Origin of the sequence: Acidovorax sp. K2F (assembly GCF_025246485.1) — a bacterium.
Taxonomy (GTDB): Bacteria; Pseudomonadota; Gammaproteobacteria; order Burkholderiales; family Burkholderiaceae_C; genus Acidovorax; species Acidovorax delafieldii.
The window spans coordinates 42,339-62,502 of the sequence record NZ_JAOBSQ010000036.1; the positions used below are offsets into that span (position 1 = coordinate 42,339).

Below are 20,164 nucleotides of genomic sequence, written 5' to 3' on the forward strand. Positions count from 1 at the left end.
GATGGAAAAGAAAACGGTGCTACACGGAAGGGCCGCCAAAGTGCGTTGCCAGGTGCGCGGGCACGGTGACGGGCATATCGAGCAGCAGGTAGCTCAGTGCCTTGCCATGGCTGTCGAGGTTGAGCGAGTCGTTCACGCCGCCGTCGAGCACGTCGTCCAGCACGAGGTTCATGGCCTGCAGCTGGGGCAGCAGGTAGCGTGTGACCTGGCGCGGGCGGCGCTGCGCAAACTGCTGTGCCACGGCGGCCTCGGTGACTTGTTCGACCAGCACATCCCACAGCGCGGGGTGCCAGGCGATGACGCTGATGTTGGAGCGGTTGCCTTTGTCGCCGGTGCGGCTGTGGGCCAGGCGATACAAGGGAACAGTGACGGTAAGGTTTGTAGTGGTCATGGCTTGAGTCCTCAATCCACCATCTCGAAGTAAACGGACACGGCCTCGCGCGGCACCAGGCACGAGACGGTACCCAGGCGCGGCCGCATCGCCGTGCGCACGCCACCACCGCCCGCGGGGCCGCAGGTGTACAGCGCGGTCACTTCGCGCACCAGGCGCTGGGCGATGACGTGGTCGCGGTGCTGCAGGGCCACGCGCAGGCGCACATCGCGGGCTTCGTCGTTGCCGTGGGCGGATGCATCCAGCCAGCGGCTGGTGTCGTCGCCAAAGATGCTGGTCACGCCGATCAGGTCGATGCGCAGCGGGCCTAGGCCGTGCAAGCGCTCGCGCAGCACCTCGCCCGCCAGGCGGGCGCGGGCCTCTGCGCGCGGGCCGGCGTAGGAGATTTCGCCCTCGGCAAACCAGCCCGATTCAAAACACACGTTGACCTTGAGCGTGGCGGGCCGCGCGTGGCCCTGCACGCCCTCCAGCCGCACCGCGTCAGCGCCCACCGTGGTCACGCGGGCGGTGGTGATGTCGGCCACCACATCGGGCGTGAGGTACGCCGCCGGGTCGTGCAGCTCGTACAGCAGCTGTTCCTTCACCGTGCGGTCGGTGATGCAGCCGCCCGTGCCCGGGGGCTTGGTGATGGTGCAGTGGCCGTCGGCGTCGATCTCGGCGATGGGGTAGCCCAGTTGCGCCAGGCCCGCCACGTCTTTGTAGCCAGGGTCGGCAAAGTAGCCGCCCGTAACCTGGGCGCCGCATTCCAGCAGATGCCCGGCCATGGTGGAGCGCGCCAGCCGATCCCGGTCGTCCAGCGCCCACCCGTAGTGCGCCAGCGCGGGGCCCAGAACCAGCGACGGATCGGCCACGCGGCCGCAGACCACGATGTCGGCGCCTGCGCGCAGCGCGTCGGCAATGGCCTGCGCGCCGATGTAGGCGTTGGCGCTGACGATGGGCTCGGTGGGCATCGCGCTGCCCAGCGCGCCCTGCAGCAGCGCGCGGTGTTCGGGGCCGCTCAGGTCGTCGCCTTGCAGCACGGCAATGCGCGGGCGGGCCAGGCCCAGCTCGGCCGCCAGCGCGTGGATGCGGCGCGCGGCACCGTGCGGGTTGGCCGCGCCAAAGTTGCTGACGATGCGCACGCGGTGCGCCAGGCACTGCGCCAGCACGGGGCGCAGCAGGTCCACCAGCAGCGGCTCATACCCAGCATCGGGGTCGGTGCGGCGCGCGAGCTGGGCCAGGGCCAGCGTGCGCTCGGCCAGCGTCTCGAAGATGAGCACCGCAGGCTGGCCGCTGGCGATGAGCGCCTGCACCACGGGCAGGGCCGCGTCGGTGCGGTCGCCCGAGAAGCCGGCGGCGCAGCCCACCAGCAGGTTGGTTTTATGGTCGTTCGGCATGAATCCGTTGTCTCCTGACCGTGAATGTAGGAACATGGCTGTATTCTGTGAAATCGATTGTTACGATGAATCCATCTGAAATTCAGATGAATCACACCCACCCCGCATGAGCGCCCCCCATCTCTCCAGCCGCCAGCTCGATGCCTTCCTCGCGCTGGCCGAGCAACGCAGCTTCACGCGCGCCGCCACGTTGTGCCACCTGTCGCAGCCCGCGTTCAGCGCGCTGATCCGCGCGCTGGAGGACGACCTGGGACTGCGGCTGTTCGACCGCAGCACGCGGCATGTGGACCTCACGCCCGAGGGGCAGAACTTTCTGGAGTCGGCCCGCCGCATCCGCGCCGAAATCACCAGCGCCCTGGCCGCCGTGCGCAGTGCCGCCACACTGCAGCGCGGGCGTGTGGCCGTGACGCTGCTGCCGTCACTGGCGGCGGGCTGGCTGCCGGGCGTGCTGGCGCAGTACCGCACCGCACACCCAGGCATCGAGATCGACATTGCCGATGTGCTGTCCGAGCCCTGCATCGACCGCGTGGCCAGCGGCCATGCCGACTTTGCACTGGCCGCCATCCGCGCTGACACGCCCGCGCTGCAGGCCGAGCCGTTTTGCAGCGACGACTTCTACCTGGTATGCCCCGCCGACCACCCGCTGGCGCGCAGGCGCAAGGCCATCACCGCGCAGGACCTGGCCGCGTGGCCCTTCATCCACCTCGCGCGCACCAGCAGCGTGCGCCAGTACCTGGAGGCCGCCCTGCACCCGCAGGCCATGCACACGCTGATGGAGGTGGAGCAGCTCGCCACCGTGATGGGCATGGTGCGCGCGGGGCTGGGCATCAGCGTGGTGCCGGCGCTCACGCTGTTCCACTTTGACCAGCCGGGGCTGGTCACACGGCCGCTGTCGCTGCCGGGGCTGACGCGACAGATCTATCTGGTGCGGCGGCGGGACGAGAGCCTGTCGGTGGCGGCGCAGGCGCTGTATGCGCTGGTGATGGCGCAGCGGCCTTGAGGGGCTTAGCGATAAAGCTACATATTTGATAGCTTAAAGCGCTCAATAGACGCGCGGTGAAGGCCGTTTTTGCTTAAAAAAACTAGCCCATCAGATCGAACTGGCTCCGGTGTTCAAACCGCCCACCCACCACTTGCCCCACCCACAGCGCAGCCACCTGGCCGGGCACAGACACGCCCGCCTGGTTGCGCTCAGCGCACCACGCGCGCGCCATGGGTGCTGACTCGAAAGTGCCTACGGTGATGTGCGGGGTGTAAGGCAGGTCCAGACGCAGCGCGTCGGCCAGCGCGCCGGTGTAGAGCGCGTCGTGCAGCAGAGACAACGCGGCATAGCCTTCGTCCGGCACCAGATAGGCATGGGCGCGCGGGCTGTGGGCGTCGGCCCCCAGCATGGCGTAGCGGCAGTGGAATGCGATGGGCGCCGTGCGCGTCGCCACCGCCGCCACATGGGCAAGGTAGGTGGCTTCGTCCACCGCGTTGCTAGCAAACACCAGGGTGAAATGCGGGCGCACCAGCGCGTGGCCGGTGGGGTCGTGGGCGGCGCGCCAGGTTTCGATGGCCTGCACGTCTTGCGGCGCGCAGGTGGGATAAGCAATGGTGTACAGGGTGGGATTCATGGGAGTAACCTCCGCACTGAGTCTGAAAAATAGCAACTGTTAGCTGAGACTGAGAGCAAGTATTCAGAGAGACAGTTCGTTGTTGGACCAAGCCACGGCGGAGCGTAAATGGAAGACATCCAACATCAAGCTCCCATAACAAACGCCACTTGTTCAATCACACCCAGGATGGGACGATGAAAGTTTATGTTGATACAGGTGGCATGTTGAAAGAGGTCGCGGAGCTTGAGGCTTCCGGACTGATCACAACTCACTACTTCCCTTTTGAACAACGCAGCCGGAAGGTGACAAATTTCGTCCCAGGATTGGCTTCCACTTGGGAACAAGCCCATTTGAGCTGGGCTGAAGATACGGGCAGTTGGGATGACGATGCACCAACAACTAACTTTGAGCCACTGAGAAAACTCATCGGTAAACGCGTCGATGCGCAACATCTCGACTCCGCTCTCAAAGCCGGGTGCTCCATCTTCATCACCAGTGACAAAACAGATATTTGGTCAAAGCGAGAGGCCATCGAAGCCATGACAGGCATCCGCGTATTACACATGCCCACGGAGCTTGAAGCGCTGAGGCGATTGGCGGGCAGTCCACCTCGCAAGTCACCGTAAACACAGCCGGCTCACGACATGAGCCGGGCCGCACGGACTAAGCGCGCGCCAGCACCGCCAGCTCCTGGTGCAGCAGCAGTTCCACCTCCGCCGGTTCAAACTGGTCCTGCAGCAGCGGGATGGCAAAGCGGTATTCGCCGCCCTCGTGTTTGCGCAGCACATAGGCCAGCTGCAGGCGTGCCAGTGACTGGCGCAGGGCCTGCGCGTCGCCCGCGATGCCGTGGCTTTGCAGCAGTTGGGCCAGGGTGACCAGGCTGGTCTGCCCGGCCTGGGCTGTGTGGTAGACCACGATGCGGTCGAGGCGGCAGGCGGCTTCGTCGTGGCTCAGGCGGCCCCAGCCGGCCAAGGCGTCTTGCACGGCTTGCGAGGCCAGGGCCTGGGTGAGGTGGCGGGCCTCAATGACACGTTCGCCGGGCAACAGCGCCTCCAGGCATTCCTGGCACAGGATGGCGACCAGGTTGGCGCGCTGGCCGCTGGCGTCCACCAGGCGGTTCACCAGGTGCTCGTTGTCAAAACCCAGCCGCAGCTTGCGCAGTGGCTCGGTGGCCAGTTCGCGGCAGGCATCGCGCTCCAGGCCGCCGATGGTCAGCACCTCGCCAAAGTTGCGCAGCGGGCTTTGGTAGTCCAGCACGGCGGTGGCGTACAAGTCCCAGAAGCCCGCGAGCATGAACCAGCAGCGGCCCTCTTCGCTGAGCGCGCGCAGGGTGGACAGCTGCACGTAGCCGTTGGCCGATTCGTCGCGGAAGAAAAGGTCGGCCTCGTCGATAAGCAGCACCAGGCGCTTGCCCTGGTACTGCGCCTGCAGGTGGTCCACGATGGCTTCGAGTGGTGTGTCGGCGGGCAGGCCAAACTGCAGCGCCATGCGTGGCGCCAGGCGGTGGTCGCGCAGCGAGACGTAATGGCACACGGTGTGCGGGTGGCCCGCCATGCGGCGCTGCACGGCCTTGAGCAGGCTACTTTTGCCCAGCTGGCGCCCACCCACCACCAGGTAGTTGGCGGGCTCGCGGTTGATGACGCGGGCCAGCAGTTGCGCGCGGCCGAAGAAGGCGCCTTCGCGCGTGACACCGCCGCGTGTCTGGTAGGGCGAGATGCGGGTGATGCGCAGCTGCGCAGCCAGCAGGCGCAGAAGCACTTGCAGGGCGTCGCCGCCAATCAGCCACTCGGTCTGGCTGGCGCTGTCGGCCATCACATGCAGGTTGGCGCGGTCTTGTGCATGCGCGTGCAGCAGCGGCCAGGGGGTGTCCACGCTGTGCTCGCTCAGGATCAGCAGCACGTCGCTGCCGGTCTGCACGGCGCGCAGCTGGCGCAGTACGGTGGCTTCGTCGATGCCGTGCGTGGGCACAAAGACCAGGCAGCGGTCCAGCGACACGGGCAGGTCGGGCGGGAACGACCACTCAAACACCGCACCGGGCAGCGCCCAGTCGGTGCTGGGCTGGCAGCGGGCGGACACGCGTTCGGCCAGCGCGCGGGCCAGGGCCGGGGCGCGCTCGCTGCCCGTGGCCTGGGCGCAGGCCACCGCGCGGCGCCAGTCCACCAGGCGAATGTCGGCGGCCTGCAGCGTGGGTTCCAGCCGCCGCAGCCAGCGCAGCAGCCGGTCGATCTGCGGCAGGCGCGCCAGCGGTGTGCGGCGCAGGCGCGCGGGTCGCAGCTGGCCCGCACCGATGAGCGGGTGGCGCACCACCCACAGCACTGCACCCACGCCAAAAATGACCGCGCACCACGTGATGAGCGAGCGCATCCAGCCGAAGGGGTCTGCGTCCGGCACCGGCTTGGCAGGCTCGAAATCGTCGGTGCTTCCTTGCTGGCAGTTGATGGGCAGGTAGCCCTGCGGGATGGGCGGGCTGCCGGGGCGGCAGGTCCAGGTGTGGGTACCAGGCTGCAGCTCCACCACCACCTGCGTGCCCGCCAGCTTGCCAAATTCAGGGTTGTGGGCAATGTCGGCCTGCAGCACATTGGGGCGCGGGGAGGTAAGGCGCAGCTGCGGGTTGGCAATGGGAGGCGCGTACTTCTGAATGTCCGTGGGCCAGGCATCCAGCTCGTTGCGGGCGTTGACCATCGCCACACGCCACTGCACAAGCTCGCCCCACAGCGGCCCGACGTTCATCGCCGCCATGAACCTGCCCCGCGTGGCCGGGTTGTGCTGGGGCGTGAACACGGCGCTGGCCACAAACAGCGTGACCAGCGCAATGACCACGGCGCGCACCACGGGCCGGGACAGCCAGGGCGTCAGTCGGCCGAGCATGAATCCAGCACCATCCAGCCGGCCTCGCGCACCGTGGGGCTGCGCCAGTGCAGCCGCGCTGCGTCCCCCACGCCGCGCGCAAGGATGAGGTTGCCCCAGAACAGGCTGCGAAGGTCGTCGTCCTGCAGGTAGGGCCGTGCGCGGCCGAGGTCGTCCGCGCCCAGCAACTGCTGCAGGCGCGCCCGGCTGGCTGGCACCTGCGCCAGCGGCAGGAACGTTTGCCACAGGCGCGGGCTGCTGGCCAGGTGGGTGCGCAGGGCGCTGAAGGCGGGCTGGCCTTCGTGCAGGCTGGCGCCCGCGCCGGGGTGGTCCACCAGCCATTGCAGGCCTTCTTCAAACAGCGCGGGGTGGCCGCCGCTCAGGGCCTGCAATGCAGCCACCATCGGCTCGGACCAGGGCTGCTCGGGCCAGCGGTGGCGGGCCAGTTGCAGCAGGTCGGCAAGCGACGGGTCGGGCCAGTGGTGGACCTGGGCGATGTTGAGCAGCGACAGGTCGCCACTGCGGTACTTGAGGTCGGCCAGCGCCTGCCCTCCGCACAGCAGCAGGTGCAGGCGGCCGCTGTGCATTTCGCTCAGGCTGCGCAAAATGCCCGCAAGGGTTTCGCGCAGCGCGGGCGTGCCCTGCTCGAATCGGCTGACCAGGCAGAAGATGCGCTCGCCCGCCAGCAGGCGGCGCTCCAGCGCGTATTCAAACTCGTAGTCCGACGCCACATCGCCCAGGCCACATTGGCGGCCGATGGCCGCGAAGTATTCGGCAGGCACCGTGCTCACGCTGTAGGGCGGCTGGATGTGCAGCACCGAGCCCTCGCCGTACTGCGCGCGGGCGCGCTGCAGCAGCTCGTGCCGGAACGGCGGCTGCCCCCAGTGCGCGGGCGACAGCAGCAGCGAGATGGGGTATGGCACCGCCTGGGCCAGTTGCGCAAACACCTTGTCCTGGAACGCGGCAAACGGCTGCGCGCCGGTGGATTCGGCCTGCAGGGGAAATTCTGGCGCAAACCCTGCGGCGCTGAGCAGGCGGTTGGCCTCACTCTCCGTCAGGCGCAGGTACCGGGTGCAGGCCACCAGCTTGTCGCGCGAGCGCGGGTTGGGCACCGAGATGCCGTTGCGCCAGTTGTTGACGGCCTCACGGCTCAGGCCAATTTCGGTGGCCACACCGGAGGCGCTGGCGCGGATGCGCCGCATGTAGACCGACAGAAGATCGGCAAAGGAATCGGGGGACATGGAGTTGTGGACTAACAAAGGCTGGTACACCGAGCCAAAACCAAGGGCTGCGAAAAACATGGGGATGGTGGGCAGGCATTGTCAGCCGTGCCAGACCACTGCCATCCCACTGCGCACTGCGGATGCACTACGCCAGGCGCTGCACCATGGGCCAGGCCTTGTAGCTGGCGAGGCCACAGGCCGTGAGTACCGGGCTGTACAGCACCATGGCGCCGACCACCGACATCAGCCAGCCGGGCTCTTCGTACTCGTCGGTATCGTCGGCCTTGGCTGTCGCGCCCTCTTTCAAGGGCTCCTTGCTGCGCCCCTCTTCTTGGCCCTCGCCCGAATCGCCGGTCATCTCCTGCACCAGCATCACGGCCACCACCAGCAGCGAGACGGCCAACAGCACCAGGTAGCCGTATTGCAGCGCGGGCTGCGTAAGCGGATAGAAGTAGCCCGCCAGCAGCACGGCCGGGGCCAGAAAGAACGCGTGCATCATGAGCCGGTACCAAGGGATGCCGTCCACCGGCCTCTCCAGCGCCCCCATGACCATGCGGTAGGTGAACGCCCCCAGCACAAAGATCACCCCACCCCACCATTCGATTTGCGTCAGCATGTTGTTGTTCTCCTGAGATTCTTTTACTGCGCTGCCACCACTGTGGCGGGGCCGTCGTCGCCAGGCGGGTCGGCGTCATCGTCTCCGTCGTCACCGCGCAGCTCCTTGTGTTCGGTGGCCATGTAGTACAGCGGCAGCGCCACGGCCAGCACCAGCCCCAGGCCCATCCACAGCCAGAAGCCCTTGAACAGCAGCACGGTGACCACCGTGAAGACCACTGCGTGCACCAGCCCCTTGAGCCCGGCGCGCAACAGCAGCACGGCCATCAGGCCCTGCACGGGCGACTTGCCGCTTTTGCCCATCGCCTTCGCCATCTCGACAAACGCTTCGGCCGCCTCCTGGGCCTCGCGCTTGCGCTTTTCTTCCTGCTGGCGCAGCTTGGCCACGGCCAGCGGCTTGGCCGGGTCTTTGGAACAGGCGTAGTGGTCTTCGGCCTCCCCGTCCTGGCCTTCGCCGTCCTGCTGCGCGGGCTCCACCACAGCGCGCCACTGCGGGTTGGCGTCCATGAACGCCCGGCGCGACACCCACTGGCCCCGGTCAAAGTGCATGCGCTCGGTTTCACCGACCTGGTCGTAGAACACCTCCAGCACCGCAGCCCGCAGGCCGTGGGCGAACAGGGTCTCCAACGCGCGCAGCGGCAGGTCATCGTGCGTGCCGGTGTCGAACCTCAGCGTGAGGTGACCGGGTTCGGCAACCGCCTCCTGGTTGAACCATTGGGCATCCCACAGCGCATCGAGATCGGCGCCGCCAAGCTTGTCGGCCCAGCGCCGTGCCTGCTCGGTGTTGCCCGTGGCAAGGTACTGGTAGACCAACTGGCCCATCTTGAGCTTGATCGGGTCTTCGAAGAACAGGTGCAGGGTATGGGTGTTTTGCGACATGGCTCTGTGGATGGGGTGGGTCCGTGTGAAAGTGCACGAATTGTTACCGCCGGATCAGGACCTGTCCCTCGCGACGTTGTCCACCCCCCACACCCTGTGCACTGGACAGGATGTCAACCGCCCACACCACCCAAGCCGCCCACGCCGCCCGCAGGTGCGGCGCACCGGGCGCGCTCAGCCCTGTGCGCGCTGGGCCTGTAGGCGCGCCCGCGTGCGCAGCGCCACGTCCTTCACCCAGGGTTGGGCAGCCCAGTGGCGCTGGGCAAAGGCCTGTATCTGATCGGCATACGCCAGCGATGCGCCGATCACATCTTGTCCCTGCAGGAACATGCTCTGGTGCCGGTCGGACAGCACAAACTGCGCGCTGTGCCCCGCGCTGCGCACCATGCGCTGCTGCACATCGATGGTAATTGCCAGGGGGCCCTGCACCTGCGCAGCCTGCGCCTTGAAGGCCTGCACATCCGCCTCGGAAACCATGGCCAGCAGCAGGCGGTTGTTGAGCGCATTGGAGTAGAAGATTTCGCCAAAGCTCGACGCCACCACGGCCCTGAAGCCGTACTGCTGCATGCCCCACACCGCGTGCTCGCGGCTGGAGCCGCAGCCATAGTTGGAGCCCGCGATGAGCACGTCCACCCCCTGGAAAGCCGCCTGGTTGAGGACGAAATCCGGGCGTGGCAATCCTTCCCCGTCAAACCGCAGGTCGTAAAACAGACCGGGAGCCAGACCCGACTTGTCGATCCCACGCAGGAACTGCTTGGGCATGATCTGGTCGGTGTCGAGGTTGGCAATGTCGAGCAGGGCTGCCTGGCCGTGCACGATGGTGTGGTGATCGGCGCTCATGCTGGCACCTCCAGGGTACGGACGTCGGTGATGCAACCGGTGACGGCGGCGGCTGCAGCCATGGCCGGGCTTACCAGGTGGGTGATGGCGCCCCGGCCCTGGCGGCCTTCGAAATTGCGGTTGGTGGTGGATGCGCAGCGCTGGCCGGGGGCGAGCACGTCGTCGTTCATGGCCAGGCACATGGAGCAGCCGGGCTGGCGCCACTCAAAGCCTGCAGCCACCAGGCGCTCGGCAATGCCTTCCGCCTCGGCCTGGGCCTTCACTGCGCCGGAGCCGGGCACCACCATGGCGCGCACGCCGTGGGCCACGTGGCGGCTGCCCACAATGCGGTCCACCTCGCGCAGGTCTTCGATGCGCGCATTGGTGCAGGAGCCGATGAAAACATGCTGCACGGGCACACCCTGCAGGGACTGGCCGGCGACGAGCCCGGTGTAGCGCAGCGCTTGCTCGGCGCTGCTGCGCTGCACGGCATCGGCCATTTCTTCGGGACGGGGAACCGTGGCGTTGATGGCCATGGCCTGGTCGGGGCTGGTGCCCCAGGTGACGAACGGGGGGACGTCAGCCGCGTCAAACACATGTTCCGCATCGAATGCCGCGCCCTCGTCACTGTGCAGGGTGGCCCAGTGCGCCAGTGCCTGCGCGCGCACGTCGCCCGCAATGTCGGGGGCCTTGGCCAGCACGTAGTCAATAGCGGTGGCGTCGGGTGCGATCAGTGCGCCGCGCGCTCCCGCCTCCACGGCCATGTTGCACAGCGTGAAGCGCGCCTCCACCGACAGCGCGCCAATGGCGCTGCCGCAGAACTCCACCACGTAGCCGCGTGCGCCCTGCGCACCGATGCGGCTGATGACCATGAGGATCAGGTCCTTGGCCGTGGTGCCGCTGGGCAGCGCGCCGTCCACGCGGATGCGCATGTCTTTGGCCAGGCGGTAGACCAGCGTCTGGGTGGCCAGCACATGCTCAACCTCCGAGGTTCCGATGCCAAAACCCAAGGCGCCCAGTGCCCCGTAGGTGGTGGTGTGGCTGTCGCCGCAGATAATGACCATGCCCGGGCGCACCATGCCGTGTTCGGGCGCGATCACGTGCTCGATGCCCTGCAAAGGGTCGTTGGTGTCGAACAGCGGGATGCCGTGGCGGTCGCAGTTGGCCTTGAGGTTGGTGGCCTGCAGGGCCGAGGGCGGGTCCTGGATGGTGCGCCAGCGCACCGGGTGCGTGGGGATGATGTGGCTCACCACCGCCACGTTCTGCCCCGGCACGGGTACGCCGCGCCCGGCCTCGTGCAGGCCGGCAAAGGCCTGGGGGCTGGTGTATTCGTTCATCAGGTGCAGGTCGCAAAACAGCAGCACGTTCTGTTCGTCCAGAACGGCCACGGTGTGCGATGCCACCAGCTTCTGGTAGAGCGTTGAGGGAGTGGTCATGGTCAGCGTCGGGGGTTGTCGTTGGGTGCGGCCTTACCGGTCGGCCAGCAGGAAGGGCAGCGCCGCGTCGAGCAGCGCATCAGGGGCCTCCTCGGCGATGTAATGGCCGCAAGGCAGTGCATGGCCGCGCACGTCGGCCGCCACACGCTGCCACTCGGCCAGGGGCTGGAAGCACTGGTGCACCACGCCCTGCTCGCCCCACAGCGCCAGCAAGGGCATGGGCAACTGGCGGCCCGCATCGCGGTCGGCACGGTCGTGCATCAGGTCGATGCCCGCCGAGGCGCGGTAGTCCTCGCAGATGCCATGGGCCGTGCCGGGCAATGCCAGGCAGCGCACGTACTCGGCCAATGCCCGCGCATCGAACGGGGCCAGACCCGCACTGCGTCGGCCCATCACGTCGCGCAGGTAGGCGGCAGGGTCCGCCTCGATCAGGCGCTCGGGCAGCGGCTCGGGCTGGATCAGGAAGAACCAGTGCCAGTAGGCACGGGCAAAGGCGTTGCTGGCCTGTTCGTACATGGCCAAGGTGGGCGCTATGTCCAGCAGCACCACGCGCTGCACGGCCGCCGGGTGGTCGGCCGCCAGGCGGTGCGCCACGCGGGCGCCCCGGTCATGGGCCAACACGGTGAAGCGCGGGTGGTCCAGGTGCTGCATCACAGCCAGCATGTCGGCGGCCATGGTGCGTTTGCTGTAGAGCGCATGCTCCGCGTCGCCCTCGGGCTTCGCCGAATCGCCATACCCACGCAGGTCCGCCAGCACCAGGGTGAAGTGCTGCGCCAGCTTTGGCGCCACCTTGTGCCAGATGGCCGAGGTCTGCGGGTGCCCGTGCAGCAGCAGCAAGGCCGGGCCTGTGCCGCCCACCAGCGTGTGGATGTGCTGGCCGTCGGGCGTAGGCACGCGGCGGGCGGTGAAGCCGGGGAAAAGCGGGGTCGTCGTGGTCGTGGTCATGGGTGTCGGTGGGTATTGCAGCGCAGGCGTGTTCACTCTGCCGTGATGCCCCGCTCCTTGATGAGCTTGGCCCACTGCGGCATTTCCTGCTCCAGCCGGGCGCGGGCCTGCTCTGGCGTCGAAGGCGTCGGGTCGAATCCATCCCTGGCCATGCGCTCTCTCAAAGCGGGGGTGTTGAGTGCCTGGTTCAGGCTGGTGTTGAGCTTATCGATGACTGGCTTGGGTGTGCCGGCCGGCGCAAACACGATGAACCAGGTTTCAAACGTGTAGCCCGGCAGGCCAGCCTCGGCAATGGTGGGCACATCGGGCATCAGTGGTGAACGTTTCGTGCCCGTGACGCCCAATGCACGCAGCTTGCCCGCCTGCACATGCGGCTGCGCTGCAGACAGCACCGGGAAGCTCATGGCCACCTGGCCGGACATGGTGTCGATCATGGCCGGGCCGCCACCACGGTAGGGGATGTGCACGATGGGCGTGCCTGCCACGGCCTTGAACAGCTCGGCCGACATGTGGAAGGTGCTGCCCGCCCCCGCTGAACCATAGGAGTATTGCCCCGGCTTGGCCTTGAGCAGGGCCACCAGTTCCTTGACGTTCTTGGCTGGCAACGCGTTGTTGACCACCAGCACATGCTGCGAACTGGCCACCATGCCGATGGGCGCCAGGTCCTTCAGGGTGTCGTAGGGCATCTTGGCCGTCAGGCTGGGGTTGATGGCCAGGGACACGGTCTGCAGGCCGATGGTGTAACCGTCCGGTGCGGACTTGGCCACCATGTCCACGCCGATGTTGCCGCCCGCGCCGCCCTTGTTCTCGATGAACAGCGAGCCGCCAAGGGCCTTGCCCCATTCGTCGGTGATCAGGCGGGCCGCAATGTCCGCGCTACCGCCGGGTGCATAGGGCACCACGAGCTTGATGGCCTTGGCGGGGTATGCCTGGGCCCATGCGCCAGCGGCGGCAGACAAGGCCAGTGCGGCCGTGGCCACGGCGCGCCATGTTCGTAACCGCCGGGGATGGGATGTGTTCATGGGTTTGTCTCCTGCAAGGTTCTTGTGTGGTGTTGCAGTGGCATCTTATGAGTGAGCAGGATTCACATAAAGTCATTCAAAATTACTTCATTCGTAAATCAAACACACTAATCACCCACAAGCCCATGGACGCTTTTTCAGACTTGCGGTTTTTTGCACTGCTGATGAAGGAAGGCAGCCTCGCGGCTGCCGCCCAGCAGATGGGCATCACTCCGCCGGCCGCCAGCAGGCGCTTGGCGCAGCTGGAACGGCGGCTGGGCGTGCGGCTGCTGCGCCGCACCACGCGACGCATGAGCCTGACGCCCGAGGGTGAGACCTACCTGCTCGATGGCGCGCGCATCCTCGGCGACCTGGATGCGCTGGAGCGCACCGTGGCAGGCGCGCGCAGTTCGCCACGCGGGCTCATCAAGCTGGCAGCCACGCTGGGTTTTGGCCGAATGCACATTGCCCCCGCCCTGTCGGCGTTTGCACGCGCCTACCCCGAGGTGGAGGTGCAGTTGCACCTGACCGACCGGCCCGTGAATCTGGTGGAACAAGGCTTTGACGCCGCCGTGCGATTTGGCGACCTGCCGGACTCACGCCTCACGGCCCGCAAACTGCTCGCCAACCGGCGTGTGCTGTGCGCATCGCCCACCTACCTTGCCCAGGCAGGCGAGCCCGTGCAACCGGCAGACCTGCTGGCCCACCAGTGCATCGTGATCCGCGAAAGCGACGAGACCTACGGCACCTGGCATCTGCGCCAGGGCGTGCGCCAGGAGACGGTGAAGGTGCGCGGCATGCTGAGCACCAACGATGGCGCAGCTGCCACCACCTGGGCGCTGGAGGGCCACGGCGTGCTGATGCGATCCGAATGGGACGTGGCGGTCCACCTTTCTGCAGGCCGCTTGCTGCGCGTGCTGCCAACATGGTCGCTGCCGGCGGCCGATGTGACGCTGGTCTACCCCACACGCAGTGATCTGTCGGCCAAGATGCGCGCGCTGACCGACTTCCTGCGGGAGTGGTTCTCGGCACCGCCACATGCATGAAGGCCCGCAGGCTGAAGTCATCGCACGGGCCACGGCTTGAGATTTCTGCGGATGTGCCGATAACACAGCATGCAGATCTCAAGTGCAACCCCTTCGACGGGCACAGCGTCCAGCGCCAGTGCAGCCAGCAACATCAACAAGCTGCAAAAACGGATGCGCGAACTGACCGACGAACTGCGCAACGTCGCCGGACAGGACATGGAGCCCAAGGCCAAGCAGGAGAAGGTCAAACTGCTGCAGGCCCAGATCCAGATGGTGCAGCAACAGATAGCAGCCATCCAGCGCCAGATGCAGCAAGAGCAGATGGACCGAGCCCAGGCACAGCAACAGGCCAAGGCCAGCCAGCAGCCACGATCCACCCCGGTGAACAAGCCGCAGAGCCTGCCGGGGTTGGGAGAGTCGGTCGATACCTTTGCTTAGTGCTGTGGCACTGCGCGAGTACATGCTGCGGAGCGTGCAGCGTCACGCCGTCTTGGATAACGGCTAGGGCCTGTTCATCAGGGTCAGCGTGGCAAACGGCAGGTGGTGCATCAGCTCGCGCAACACCAGCAGCGTGCCCGCAAAGACAGGATCCTCCGGCAGGCCTTCGTGTGCGGCCGGGCGCCCCTCGGCCACAGCGGCCAGGCGGTTGAAAAGACGCTCCATGGCCTCCAGCGTCAGCACGCGCTGGGCCCCCGGCGGCACGCCCGCCAAGGTGGCCAGGTCATACAACGCTGCATCTGCAGACCATGGTGCCCACACCTGCCCGCCGGGCAACAGGCCTTGCAGTTGCTGGTGGCCCACATGGACCTCATCCTCCACTACGGCAATGGCGTTCTCCAGTTCCAGAGGTGTGGGCACGGCATGGCGGAAAAACTGGCGCGCCGTGCGCTCGCCACCCAGCAGCAGACTCAGCCGCACGGACGGCATGGGGGTATCTGCCCCCGCAGCCCAGAGCACCTGGTGAGGCCCCAGGTGCAAGCCACAGCTCCACGCACCCGGCAGGCCGTTGCGACGCGCCTGCTGGTAGCTGCGTGTGGCCGGGTCGTCGGCAGCAAGACTGTGTTGCTGCGCCTGTGCCGAGGCGGCAGGGAGCGCAGAAAGGGATGGAGAGCTGGGATGGTTCACGGGACCTCCTTGACAACATAACGGCCGAATGCGGGAGGGGTGGAGAGGCCCCACTGCCGTTGCCCTGCAGCACTCTAACCCCGCACGGTGCAGGCTGCATGCATACATCGATGACAACGCACAGGACGTGCGGCACGCGGGCTGCTCAAAGCCCACGCTACGGCGACCACCACCGGACAGGGACACCAGACCCGCCGCACTGCCGACACCGTGCGCCAGCGCCTTCCTACACCGGGCGCATTCCACGGTCCCTACAGTCGGTTGCGAGGAGAGGGGCACAGCCAACGCGCTGGCCCCGCCACCAGAACTCACCCACAGGAGAACCCGCCATGCAAGCCATCCGCACCGCACCTCGCCGCACCCCCTGGCCGCTCATCGTGGGCGCGGCTGCGTTGATGGGCGTGCTGGTGCTGTCAGCGTGCTCGACGCCACGCACACCGGATGGCGTGCAACCCATCACGGGCTTTGACGTGGACCGGTATGCAGGGCACTGGCACGAGCTGGCGCGCATTGAAAACTCGTTTGAGCGGGGGCTGACCCAGGCCAGCGCCACGTACAGCCGCAACGCGGACAACACCATCAAGGTGGTGAACCGAGGGTACGACCCGGTGCGCAAGCATTGGAGAGAGGCCGAAGGCCGGGCAGAGTTTGTGGACAGCCCCGACCGGGCCGCACTCAAGGTGTCGTTCTTCGGACCGTTCTATGGCGGCTACAACGTGGTGGCGCTGGACGAAAACTACCAGTGGGCGATGGTGGTGGGCTCCAGCACCGACTACCTGTGGGTACTGTCGCGCGCCCCCACCCTGCCCTGGCAGGTGCGCGAACACCTGATGGAGCGCGCTAAGGCCCTGGGGGTGGATGTGAGCAAGATCGTCTGGGCGCAGCCCGGTGCAGAGCAACATGCGCGCCGGGTGGCGGTCAGAACCTGATGACAGCGCAGCGGGGCCTGAAGGCTTGCGGCGCCCAGTCAACAGCTCGGCGCCGACGGCACCAGATTATCAAAATTGATAGCAACCGGCGCATTTTGCACTAGCGCCTGCGGCAGATTTGGCCTGAAACTCACCCACCAGGCACTGTGGCGGCAGCTACCAGACGCTGGGTGTACGGGTGCTGGGGGGCATCCAGCACATCGGCCACGCTGCCACTTTCTAGCACCGCGCCGTCCTTCATCACCACCACATCGTGCGCCATGGCGCGGATCACATCCACGTCGTGGGTGATGAGCAGGTAGCTCAGGCCCTTTTCTTTTTGCAGGCGCTGCAGCAGGCCCAGCACCTGCTGCTGGATGGTCACATCGAGTGCGCTGGTGGGCTCGTCCAGAACCAGCACCTGGGGCTGCACGATCAGGGCGCGCGCAATGGCCAGCCGCTGGCGCTGGCCGCCGGAGAATTCGTGCGGGTAACGCTCGAGCAAACGCGGGTACTGGGTCTGGGCCAGGCCCACCTCGTCCAACGCGGCCTCGACGCGCACGCGGCGCTGGGCCACGGTCAGTGTGGGCTCGTGCACCTTCAGGCCCTCACCCACGATCTCTTCGACTGTGAGGCGCGGTGACAGCGATGAGAACGGGTCCTGGAACACCACCTGCACCCGGCGGCGCAGCTGCTGGTTGGCAGGGGTGTTGCGCGTGGCAGGCTGTTGCCACGCCTGCCCTCCCACCTGCAACTCACCCGCGTATGGCAGCAGTCCCAGGATGGCCTGGGCCAGCGTGGACTTGCCCGAGCCGGATTCGCCCACTACGCCCAGCGTCTGGCCGGGCAGCAGTTGCAGAGTGGCGCCTTGCACCGCCACAAACTCGCCCTTCTTGAACCAGCCCCTGATGCCCGGCAATGGCGTGGGGTAGACCACGCGCAGATCCTGTGTCTGCACCACGGGCGCAGTGCCTGCGGGTGGGTCGGCCTCCACCACATCGCGGCGCGGCTGGCTGGCGATCAGACGGCGGGTGTAGGCATGCTGGGGCGCGCCGAACACCTCGGCCACTGGGCCCTGCTCTACCAGCACCCCCTGCTCCATCACGGCCACACGGTCGGCAAAGCGGCGCACCAGATTCAGGTCGTGCGTGATCAGCAGCACCGCCATGCCCGTCTGGCGCTGCAAGTCGCTCAGCAGGTCCAGGATCTGGCCGCGCAAGGTCACGTCCAGTGCGGTGGTGGGCTCGTCGGCCAGCAAGAGCTTCGGCGCGCTGGCCAGGGCCATGGCGATCATGGCGCGCTGGCGCTGGCCGCCCGAGAGCTGGTGTGGAAAGCTGTTGGCGCGGCGCGCGGGCTCTGGGATGCCGGTTTGCGCCAGCAGCTCGATGGCGGCTTGCGCGCACTGGGCGCCGGTGAGCCCCTTCTTGAGCAGCAGGATTTCGGCGATCTGCTGGCCTATCGTCATCAGCGGGTTGAGCGCGGTCATGGGCTCCTGGAACACCATGGCGATGTCGCCGCCACGCACGCCGCGCATCTCGCGCTCGGTCATCGCCAGCAGGTCGCCCCGCCCTTGCAGCAAGGCCTGGCCGGTGATGGCGGCATTGCCCGCCAACCGCAGCAGGCTCAACGCCGTGATGGTCTTGCCCGAGCCGGACTCGCCCACCAGTGCCAGCTTTTCGCCCGCAGCCAACGTGAAGTTGACGCCGCGCACCACCTCTTTTGAGCCAAAGCGCACATGCAGGTCGTGGACGCTCAACAGCGGCAGACCCGCAGCCGAGCCGCCGCCGGGCCGCCCCAAGGCGGCGAGAGCCCCCTGGGGGGGCAGCGAGGACACGCCAGTGCCGAGCGTGGGGGACGTCATTGGTCTGCCTTTCGCGGGTCGAGGGCATCGCGCAGCGCGTCCCCCATGAAGGTCAGCAACAACAAGGTGACCACCAGCACGCCGAAGGTGGACAACGATATCCACCACGCATCAATGCTGTTCTTGCCCTGGCTGAGCAACTCGCCCAGCGAGGGCGTGCCGGGCGGCACACCCAGGCCCAGAAAATCCAGCGATGTGAGCGCCAGGATGGCCCCGCTCATGCGGAAGGGCAAAAACGTGACCACGGGCGTCAAGCTGTTGGGAAGGATGTGGCGCCAGATGATTTGGGCATTGCTCACCCCCAGGGCGCGCGCCGCCTTCACATAGTCAAGCTGGCGGTTGCGCAAGAACTCGGCCCGCACATAGTCCGACAGCCCCATCCAGCCGAACAGGCTCAGCAAGATGAGCAGCAGCGCAATGCTGGGCGCGAATACCGCGCTGAAGATGATGAGCAGATACAGCTCGGGCATGGAGCCCCAGATCTCGATGAAGCGCTGAAACGCCAGGTCGGTCTTGCCGCCAAAAAATCCCTGGATGGCGCCGGTGAGCATGCCCAGCAACACGCCTGTGATGGTGAGCGCCAGACCAAACAGCACACTCACACGGAATCCGTACAGCAGCTGCGCCAGCAGGTCACGTCCGCGGTCGTCCGTACCCAGCCAGTTGTCTGACGTGGGCGCCGAGGGGTTGGGCGCCTTGGCGAAGTAATTGAGCGTGTTGGGACCGTAGGGGTTCAAGGTGTAAAGCGCCCAGTTGCTGCCAGCGGAGAGGCGCTCCTTGATGAAGGGGTCCAGGTAATCGGTTGGTGTCTCGAAGTCTCCGCCGAAGGTCTTTTCGGGGTAGTCCTTGAGCATGGGGAAGTAGGTTTGCCCCTCGTAGCGCACGATAAGAGGCTTGTCGTTGCTGACCAGCTCGGCGCACAGGCTCACCAGCACCAGGGCGCAGAAGATCAGCAGGCTCCAGTACCCCAGGCGATTGCGCTTGAAACGCAGCCACGCGCGGCGGGAGGGCGAGAGCGAAGGCGATGCGGGAGCAGAACTCATCAGGGCCATGGGTTCGTTCGGGCTAGTCAAACTTCACGCGCGGGTCCACCCACACATAACAAAGGTCGCTGACGAGCTTGGTGACCAGCCCGATCAGCGTGAACAAATACAGCGTTCCCAGCACCACGGGGTAGTCGCGGCGGATCACGCTCTCGTAGCTGAGCAGGCCCAGGCCATCGAGCGAAAACAGGGTTTCGATGAGCAGCGAGCCCGCAAAGAACGCACCGATGAAGGCAGCGGGAAACCCGGTGATGATGGGGATGAGCGCGTTGCGGAACACATGCTTCCACAGCACCTGCCGCTCGCTCAGGCCCTTGGCACGGGCCGTCAGCACGTACTGCTTGCGGATCTCTTCGAGGAACGCGTTCTTGGTCAGCATGGCCGTCACGGCAAAGCTGCCCAGCACCATGGCGATCACCGGCAGCGTGATGTGCCACAGATAGTCCACGATGCGCGCACCCCAGGACAGTTCGTCCCAATTGGCCGACGTGAGCCCCCGCAGCGGAAACCACTGCAGCTGCCCGCCAAAGATGACCAGCAACGCCACGCCCAGCACAAAGCCCGGAATGGCGTAGCCCAGCAGGATGAGCAGCGTGGTCACCAGGTCAAACCGCGACCCGGCCCGCACCGCCTTGGCCACACCCAGCGGCACGGCGACGAGGTAGCTGATGAAGAAGGTCCAGAGGCCCAGGCTGATGGAAACGGGGAGCTTCTCGACCACCAGTTGCCACACGTCCTTGTTCTGAAAGAAGCTCTTGCCCAGATCAAAACGCGCGAACTGGCCCAGCATCTGAAAAAAACGTTCATGTGCAGGCTTGTCAAAGCCGTACAAGGCCTTGATCTGCTCCAGCCGCTTGGGGTCCACGCCCTGCGCGCCCCGGTAGCTCAGGCCGCCGCCTTCGGCACCACCGCCCCCGCCAACGCCAGCCTTGGCTTCGGCCATGTACTGCTCCACGGGACCGCCCGGCACAAACTGGATCACCACAAAGGTCAGCAGCAGCACGCCCAGCAAGGTAGGGAGCATCAGCAACACGCGTTTGAGGATGTAGGCAAACATGGGTGGGCTGGC

Annotated in this window: 20 protein-coding genes; 5 read left to right on the top strand and 15 right to left on the bottom strand. The window is 66.6% G+C overall.

Features of this window, described 5'->3' with window-relative positions; translation table 11 throughout:
- Positions 1-19 precede the first annotated feature (19 nt).
- Complete coding sequence (locus N4G42_RS13140; RefSeq protein WP_260667455.1) at positions 20-391, bottom strand: hypothetical protein; 372 nt, start codon at positions 389-391, stop codon at positions 20-22.
- Positions 392-402: 11 nt separating this feature from the next.
- On the bottom strand, positions 403-1,767 hold the full coding sequence (locus tag N4G42_RS13145; RefSeq protein WP_260667456.1) for an acyclic terpene utilization AtuA family protein: 1,365 nt from the start codon (positions 1,765-1,767) through the stop codon (positions 403-405).
- Between the two features lie 106 nt (positions 1,768-1,873).
- Between N4G42_RS13145 and N4G42_RS13150 the strand changes: the two genes are divergently transcribed.
- On the top strand, positions 1,874-2,767 hold the full coding sequence (locus N4G42_RS13150; protein ID WP_260667457.1) for a LysR family transcriptional regulator: 894 nt from the start codon (positions 1,874-1,876) through the stop codon (positions 2,765-2,767).
- A gap of 82 nt (positions 2,768-2,849) precedes the next feature.
- On the opposite strand, the gene N4G42_RS13155 is transcribed toward N4G42_RS13150, so the two are convergent.
- A complete protein-coding gene (locus N4G42_RS13155) occupies positions 2,850-3,383 on the bottom strand; it encodes a 2'-5' RNA ligase family protein (RefSeq protein ID WP_260667458.1) in 534 nt (177 codons plus the stop codon).
- 176 nt (positions 3,384-3,559) lie between these two features.
- On the opposite strand from N4G42_RS13155, the gene N4G42_RS13160 reads away from it, so the two are divergent.
- On the top strand, positions 3,560-3,991 hold the full coding sequence (locus tag N4G42_RS13160; RefSeq protein ID WP_260667459.1) for a hypothetical protein: 432 nt from the start codon (positions 3,560-3,562) through the stop codon (positions 3,989-3,991).
- A gap of 37 nt (positions 3,992-4,028) precedes the next feature.
- Here N4G42_RS13160 and N4G42_RS13165 read toward each other — a convergent pair whose 3' ends face one another.
- The 8 genes from N4G42_RS13165 to N4G42_RS13200 all read right to left on the bottom strand — a co-directional run bounded on the left by N4G42_RS13165 (position 4,029) and on the right by N4G42_RS13200 (position 13,151).
- Complete coding sequence (locus N4G42_RS13165) at positions 4,029-6,233, bottom strand: ATP-binding protein (protein ID WP_260667460.1); 2,205 nt, start codon at positions 6,231-6,233, stop codon at positions 4,029-4,031.
- On the bottom strand, positions 6,218-7,453 hold the full coding sequence (locus tag N4G42_RS13170) for a hypothetical protein (RefSeq protein ID WP_260667461.1): 1,236 nt from the start codon (positions 7,451-7,453) through the stop codon (positions 6,218-6,220). Before N4G42_RS13170 ends, N4G42_RS13165 begins: the two co-directional genes overlap by 16 nt.
- Before the next feature lie 127 nt (positions 7,454-7,580).
- Positions 7,581-8,051, bottom strand: a complete 471-nt coding sequence (locus tag N4G42_RS13175; RefSeq protein ID WP_260667462.1) for a hypothetical protein — start codon at positions 8,049-8,051, stop codon at positions 7,581-7,583.
- A 23-nt stretch (positions 8,052-8,074) separates the two neighbouring features.
- Positions 8,075-8,929, bottom strand: a complete 855-nt coding sequence (locus tag N4G42_RS13180) for a hypothetical protein (protein ID WP_260667463.1) — start codon at positions 8,927-8,929, stop codon at positions 8,075-8,077.
- A 174-nt stretch (positions 8,930-9,103) separates the two neighbouring features.
- The gene (leuD, locus tag N4G42_RS13185) at positions 9,104-9,769 is read right to left on the bottom strand and encodes a 3-isopropylmalate dehydratase small subunit (RefSeq protein WP_260667464.1); all 666 of its coding nucleotides are present in this window, start codon (positions 9,767-9,769) and stop codon (positions 9,104-9,106) included.
- Positions 9,766-11,184, bottom strand: coding sequence for a 3-isopropylmalate dehydratase large subunit (gene leuC, locus N4G42_RS13190; RefSeq protein WP_260667465.1), 1,419 nt, complete (start codon positions 11,182-11,184; stop codon positions 9,766-9,768). Before leuC ends, leuD begins: the two co-directional genes overlap by 4 nt.
- A 33-nt stretch (positions 11,185-11,217) precedes the next feature.
- A complete protein-coding gene (locus N4G42_RS13195) occupies positions 11,218-12,129 on the bottom strand; it encodes an alpha/beta fold hydrolase (RefSeq protein ID WP_260667466.1) in 912 nt (303 codons plus the stop codon).
- 32 nt (positions 12,130-12,161) lie between these two features.
- A complete protein-coding gene (locus N4G42_RS13200) occupies positions 12,162-13,151 on the bottom strand; it encodes a tripartite tricarboxylate transporter substrate binding protein (RefSeq protein ID WP_260667467.1) in 990 nt (329 codons plus the stop codon).
- A 125-nt stretch (positions 13,152-13,276) separates the two neighbouring features.
- Between N4G42_RS13200 and N4G42_RS13205 the strand changes: the two genes are divergently transcribed.
- Positions 13,277-14,176: a LysR substrate-binding domain-containing protein gene (locus N4G42_RS13205; RefSeq protein WP_260667468.1), complete on the top strand. Its 900-nt coding sequence runs from the start codon at positions 13,277-13,279 to the stop codon at positions 14,174-14,176.
- 69 nt (positions 14,177-14,245) lie between these two features.
- A complete protein-coding gene (locus N4G42_RS13210) occupies positions 14,246-14,596 on the top strand; it encodes a FlxA-like family protein (protein WP_056746573.1) in 351 nt (116 codons plus the stop codon).
- A 63-nt stretch (positions 14,597-14,659) separates the two neighbouring features.
- Here N4G42_RS13210 and N4G42_RS13215 read toward each other — a convergent pair whose 3' ends face one another.
- Positions 14,660-15,283: a hypothetical protein gene (locus N4G42_RS13215; RefSeq protein WP_260667469.1), complete on the bottom strand. Its 624-nt coding sequence runs from the start codon at positions 15,281-15,283 to the stop codon at positions 14,660-14,662.
- 329 nt (positions 15,284-15,612) lie between these two features.
- On the opposite strand from N4G42_RS13215, the gene N4G42_RS13220 reads away from it, so the two are divergent.
- Complete coding sequence (locus N4G42_RS13220) at positions 15,613-16,212, top strand: lipocalin family protein (RefSeq protein WP_313771912.1); 600 nt, start codon at positions 15,613-15,615, stop codon at positions 16,210-16,212.
- Positions 16,213-16,342: 130 nt separating this feature from the next.
- Here the strand turns inward: N4G42_RS13220 and N4G42_RS13225 are convergent, their stop codons facing one another.
- From N4G42_RS13225 to N4G42_RS13235, 3 genes are read right to left on the bottom strand one after another with little or no spacing between them, the layout of a single operon-like run.
- Complete coding sequence (locus N4G42_RS13225) at positions 16,343-18,052, bottom strand: ABC transporter ATP-binding protein (protein WP_260667470.1); 1,710 nt, start codon at positions 18,050-18,052, stop codon at positions 16,343-16,345.
- Entirely contained in the window at positions 18,049-19,095 is a 1,047-nt protein-coding gene (locus N4G42_RS13230; RefSeq protein WP_116750085.1) for an ABC transporter permease, read from the bottom strand. Before N4G42_RS13230 ends, N4G42_RS13225 begins: the two co-directional genes overlap by 4 nt.
- A 22-nt stretch (positions 19,096-19,117) precedes the next feature.
- Positions 19,118-20,152 carry a microcin C ABC transporter permease YejB gene (locus tag N4G42_RS13235; RefSeq protein WP_099730569.1) on the bottom strand — a complete coding sequence of 345 codons (1,035 nt, stop codon included), beginning with the start codon at positions 20,150-20,152 and terminating at the stop codon, positions 19,118-19,120.
- Positions 20,153-20,164: the final 12 nt, after the last annotated feature.

Excerpts from the sequence above, each read along its gene's own strand:
- N4G42_RS13140 (WP_260667455.1), bottom strand. The coding sequence starts at position 391 with ATGACCACTACAAACCTTACCGTCACTGTTCCCTTGTATCGCCTGGCC.
- N4G42_RS13145 (WP_260667456.1), bottom strand. The coding sequence starts at position 1,767 with ATGCCGAACGACCATAAAACCAACCTGCTGGTGGGCTGCGCCGCCGGC.
- N4G42_RS13150 (WP_260667457.1), top strand. The coding sequence starts at position 1,874 with ATGAGCGCCCCCCATCTCTCCAGCCGCCAGCTCGATGCCTTCCTCGCG.
- N4G42_RS13155 (WP_260667458.1), bottom strand. The coding sequence starts at position 3,383 with ATGAATCCCACCCTGTACACCATTGCTTATCCCACCTGCGCGCCGCAA.
- N4G42_RS13160 (WP_260667459.1), top strand. The coding sequence starts at position 3,560 with ATGAAAGTTTATGTTGATACAGGTGGCATGTTGAAAGAGGTCGCGGAG.
- N4G42_RS13165 (WP_260667460.1), bottom strand. The coding sequence starts at position 6,233 with ATGCTCGGCCGACTGACGCCCTGGCTGTCCCGGCCCGTGGTGCGCGCC.
- N4G42_RS13170 (WP_260667461.1), bottom strand. The coding sequence starts at position 7,453 with ATGTCCCCCGATTCCTTTGCCGATCTTCTGTCGGTCTACATGCGGCGC.
- N4G42_RS13175 (WP_260667462.1), bottom strand. The coding sequence starts at position 8,051 with ATGCTGACGCAAATCGAATGGTGGGGTGGGGTGATCTTTGTGCTGGGG.
- N4G42_RS13180 (WP_260667463.1), bottom strand. The coding sequence starts at position 8,929 with ATGTCGCAAAACACCCATACCCTGCACCTGTTCTTCGAAGACCCGATC.
- leuD (WP_260667464.1), bottom strand. The coding sequence starts at position 9,769 with ATGAGCGCCGATCACCACACCATCGTGCACGGCCAGGCAGCCCTGCTC.
- leuC (WP_260667465.1), bottom strand. The coding sequence starts at position 11,184 with ATGACCACTCCCTCAACGCTCTACCAGAAGCTGGTGGCATCGCACACC.
- N4G42_RS13195 (WP_260667466.1), bottom strand. The coding sequence starts at position 12,129 with ATGACCACGACCACGACGACCCCGCTTTTCCCCGGCTTCACCGCCCGC.
- N4G42_RS13200 (WP_260667467.1), bottom strand. The coding sequence starts at position 13,151 with ATGAACACATCCCATCCCCGGCGGTTACGAACATGGCGCGCCGTGGCC.
- N4G42_RS13205 (WP_260667468.1), top strand. The coding sequence starts at position 13,277 with ATGGACGCTTTTTCAGACTTGCGGTTTTTTGCACTGCTGATGAAGGAA.
- N4G42_RS13210 (WP_056746573.1), top strand. The coding sequence starts at position 14,246 with ATGCAGATCTCAAGTGCAACCCCTTCGACGGGCACAGCGTCCAGCGCC.
- N4G42_RS13220 (WP_313771912.1), top strand. The coding sequence starts at position 15,613 with ATGCAAGCCATCCGCACCGCACCTCGCCGCACCCCCTGGCCGCTCATC.
- N4G42_RS13225 (WP_260667470.1), bottom strand. The coding sequence starts at position 18,052 with ATGACGTCCCCCACGCTCGGCACTGGCGTGTCCTCGCTGCCCCCCCAG.
- N4G42_RS13230 (WP_116750085.1), bottom strand. The coding sequence starts at position 19,095 with ATGAGTTCTGCTCCCGCATCGCCTTCGCTCTCGCCCTCCCGCCGCGCG.
- N4G42_RS13235 (WP_099730569.1), bottom strand. The coding sequence starts at position 20,152 with ATGTTTGCCTACATCCTCAAACGCGTGTTGCTGATGCTCCCTACCTTG.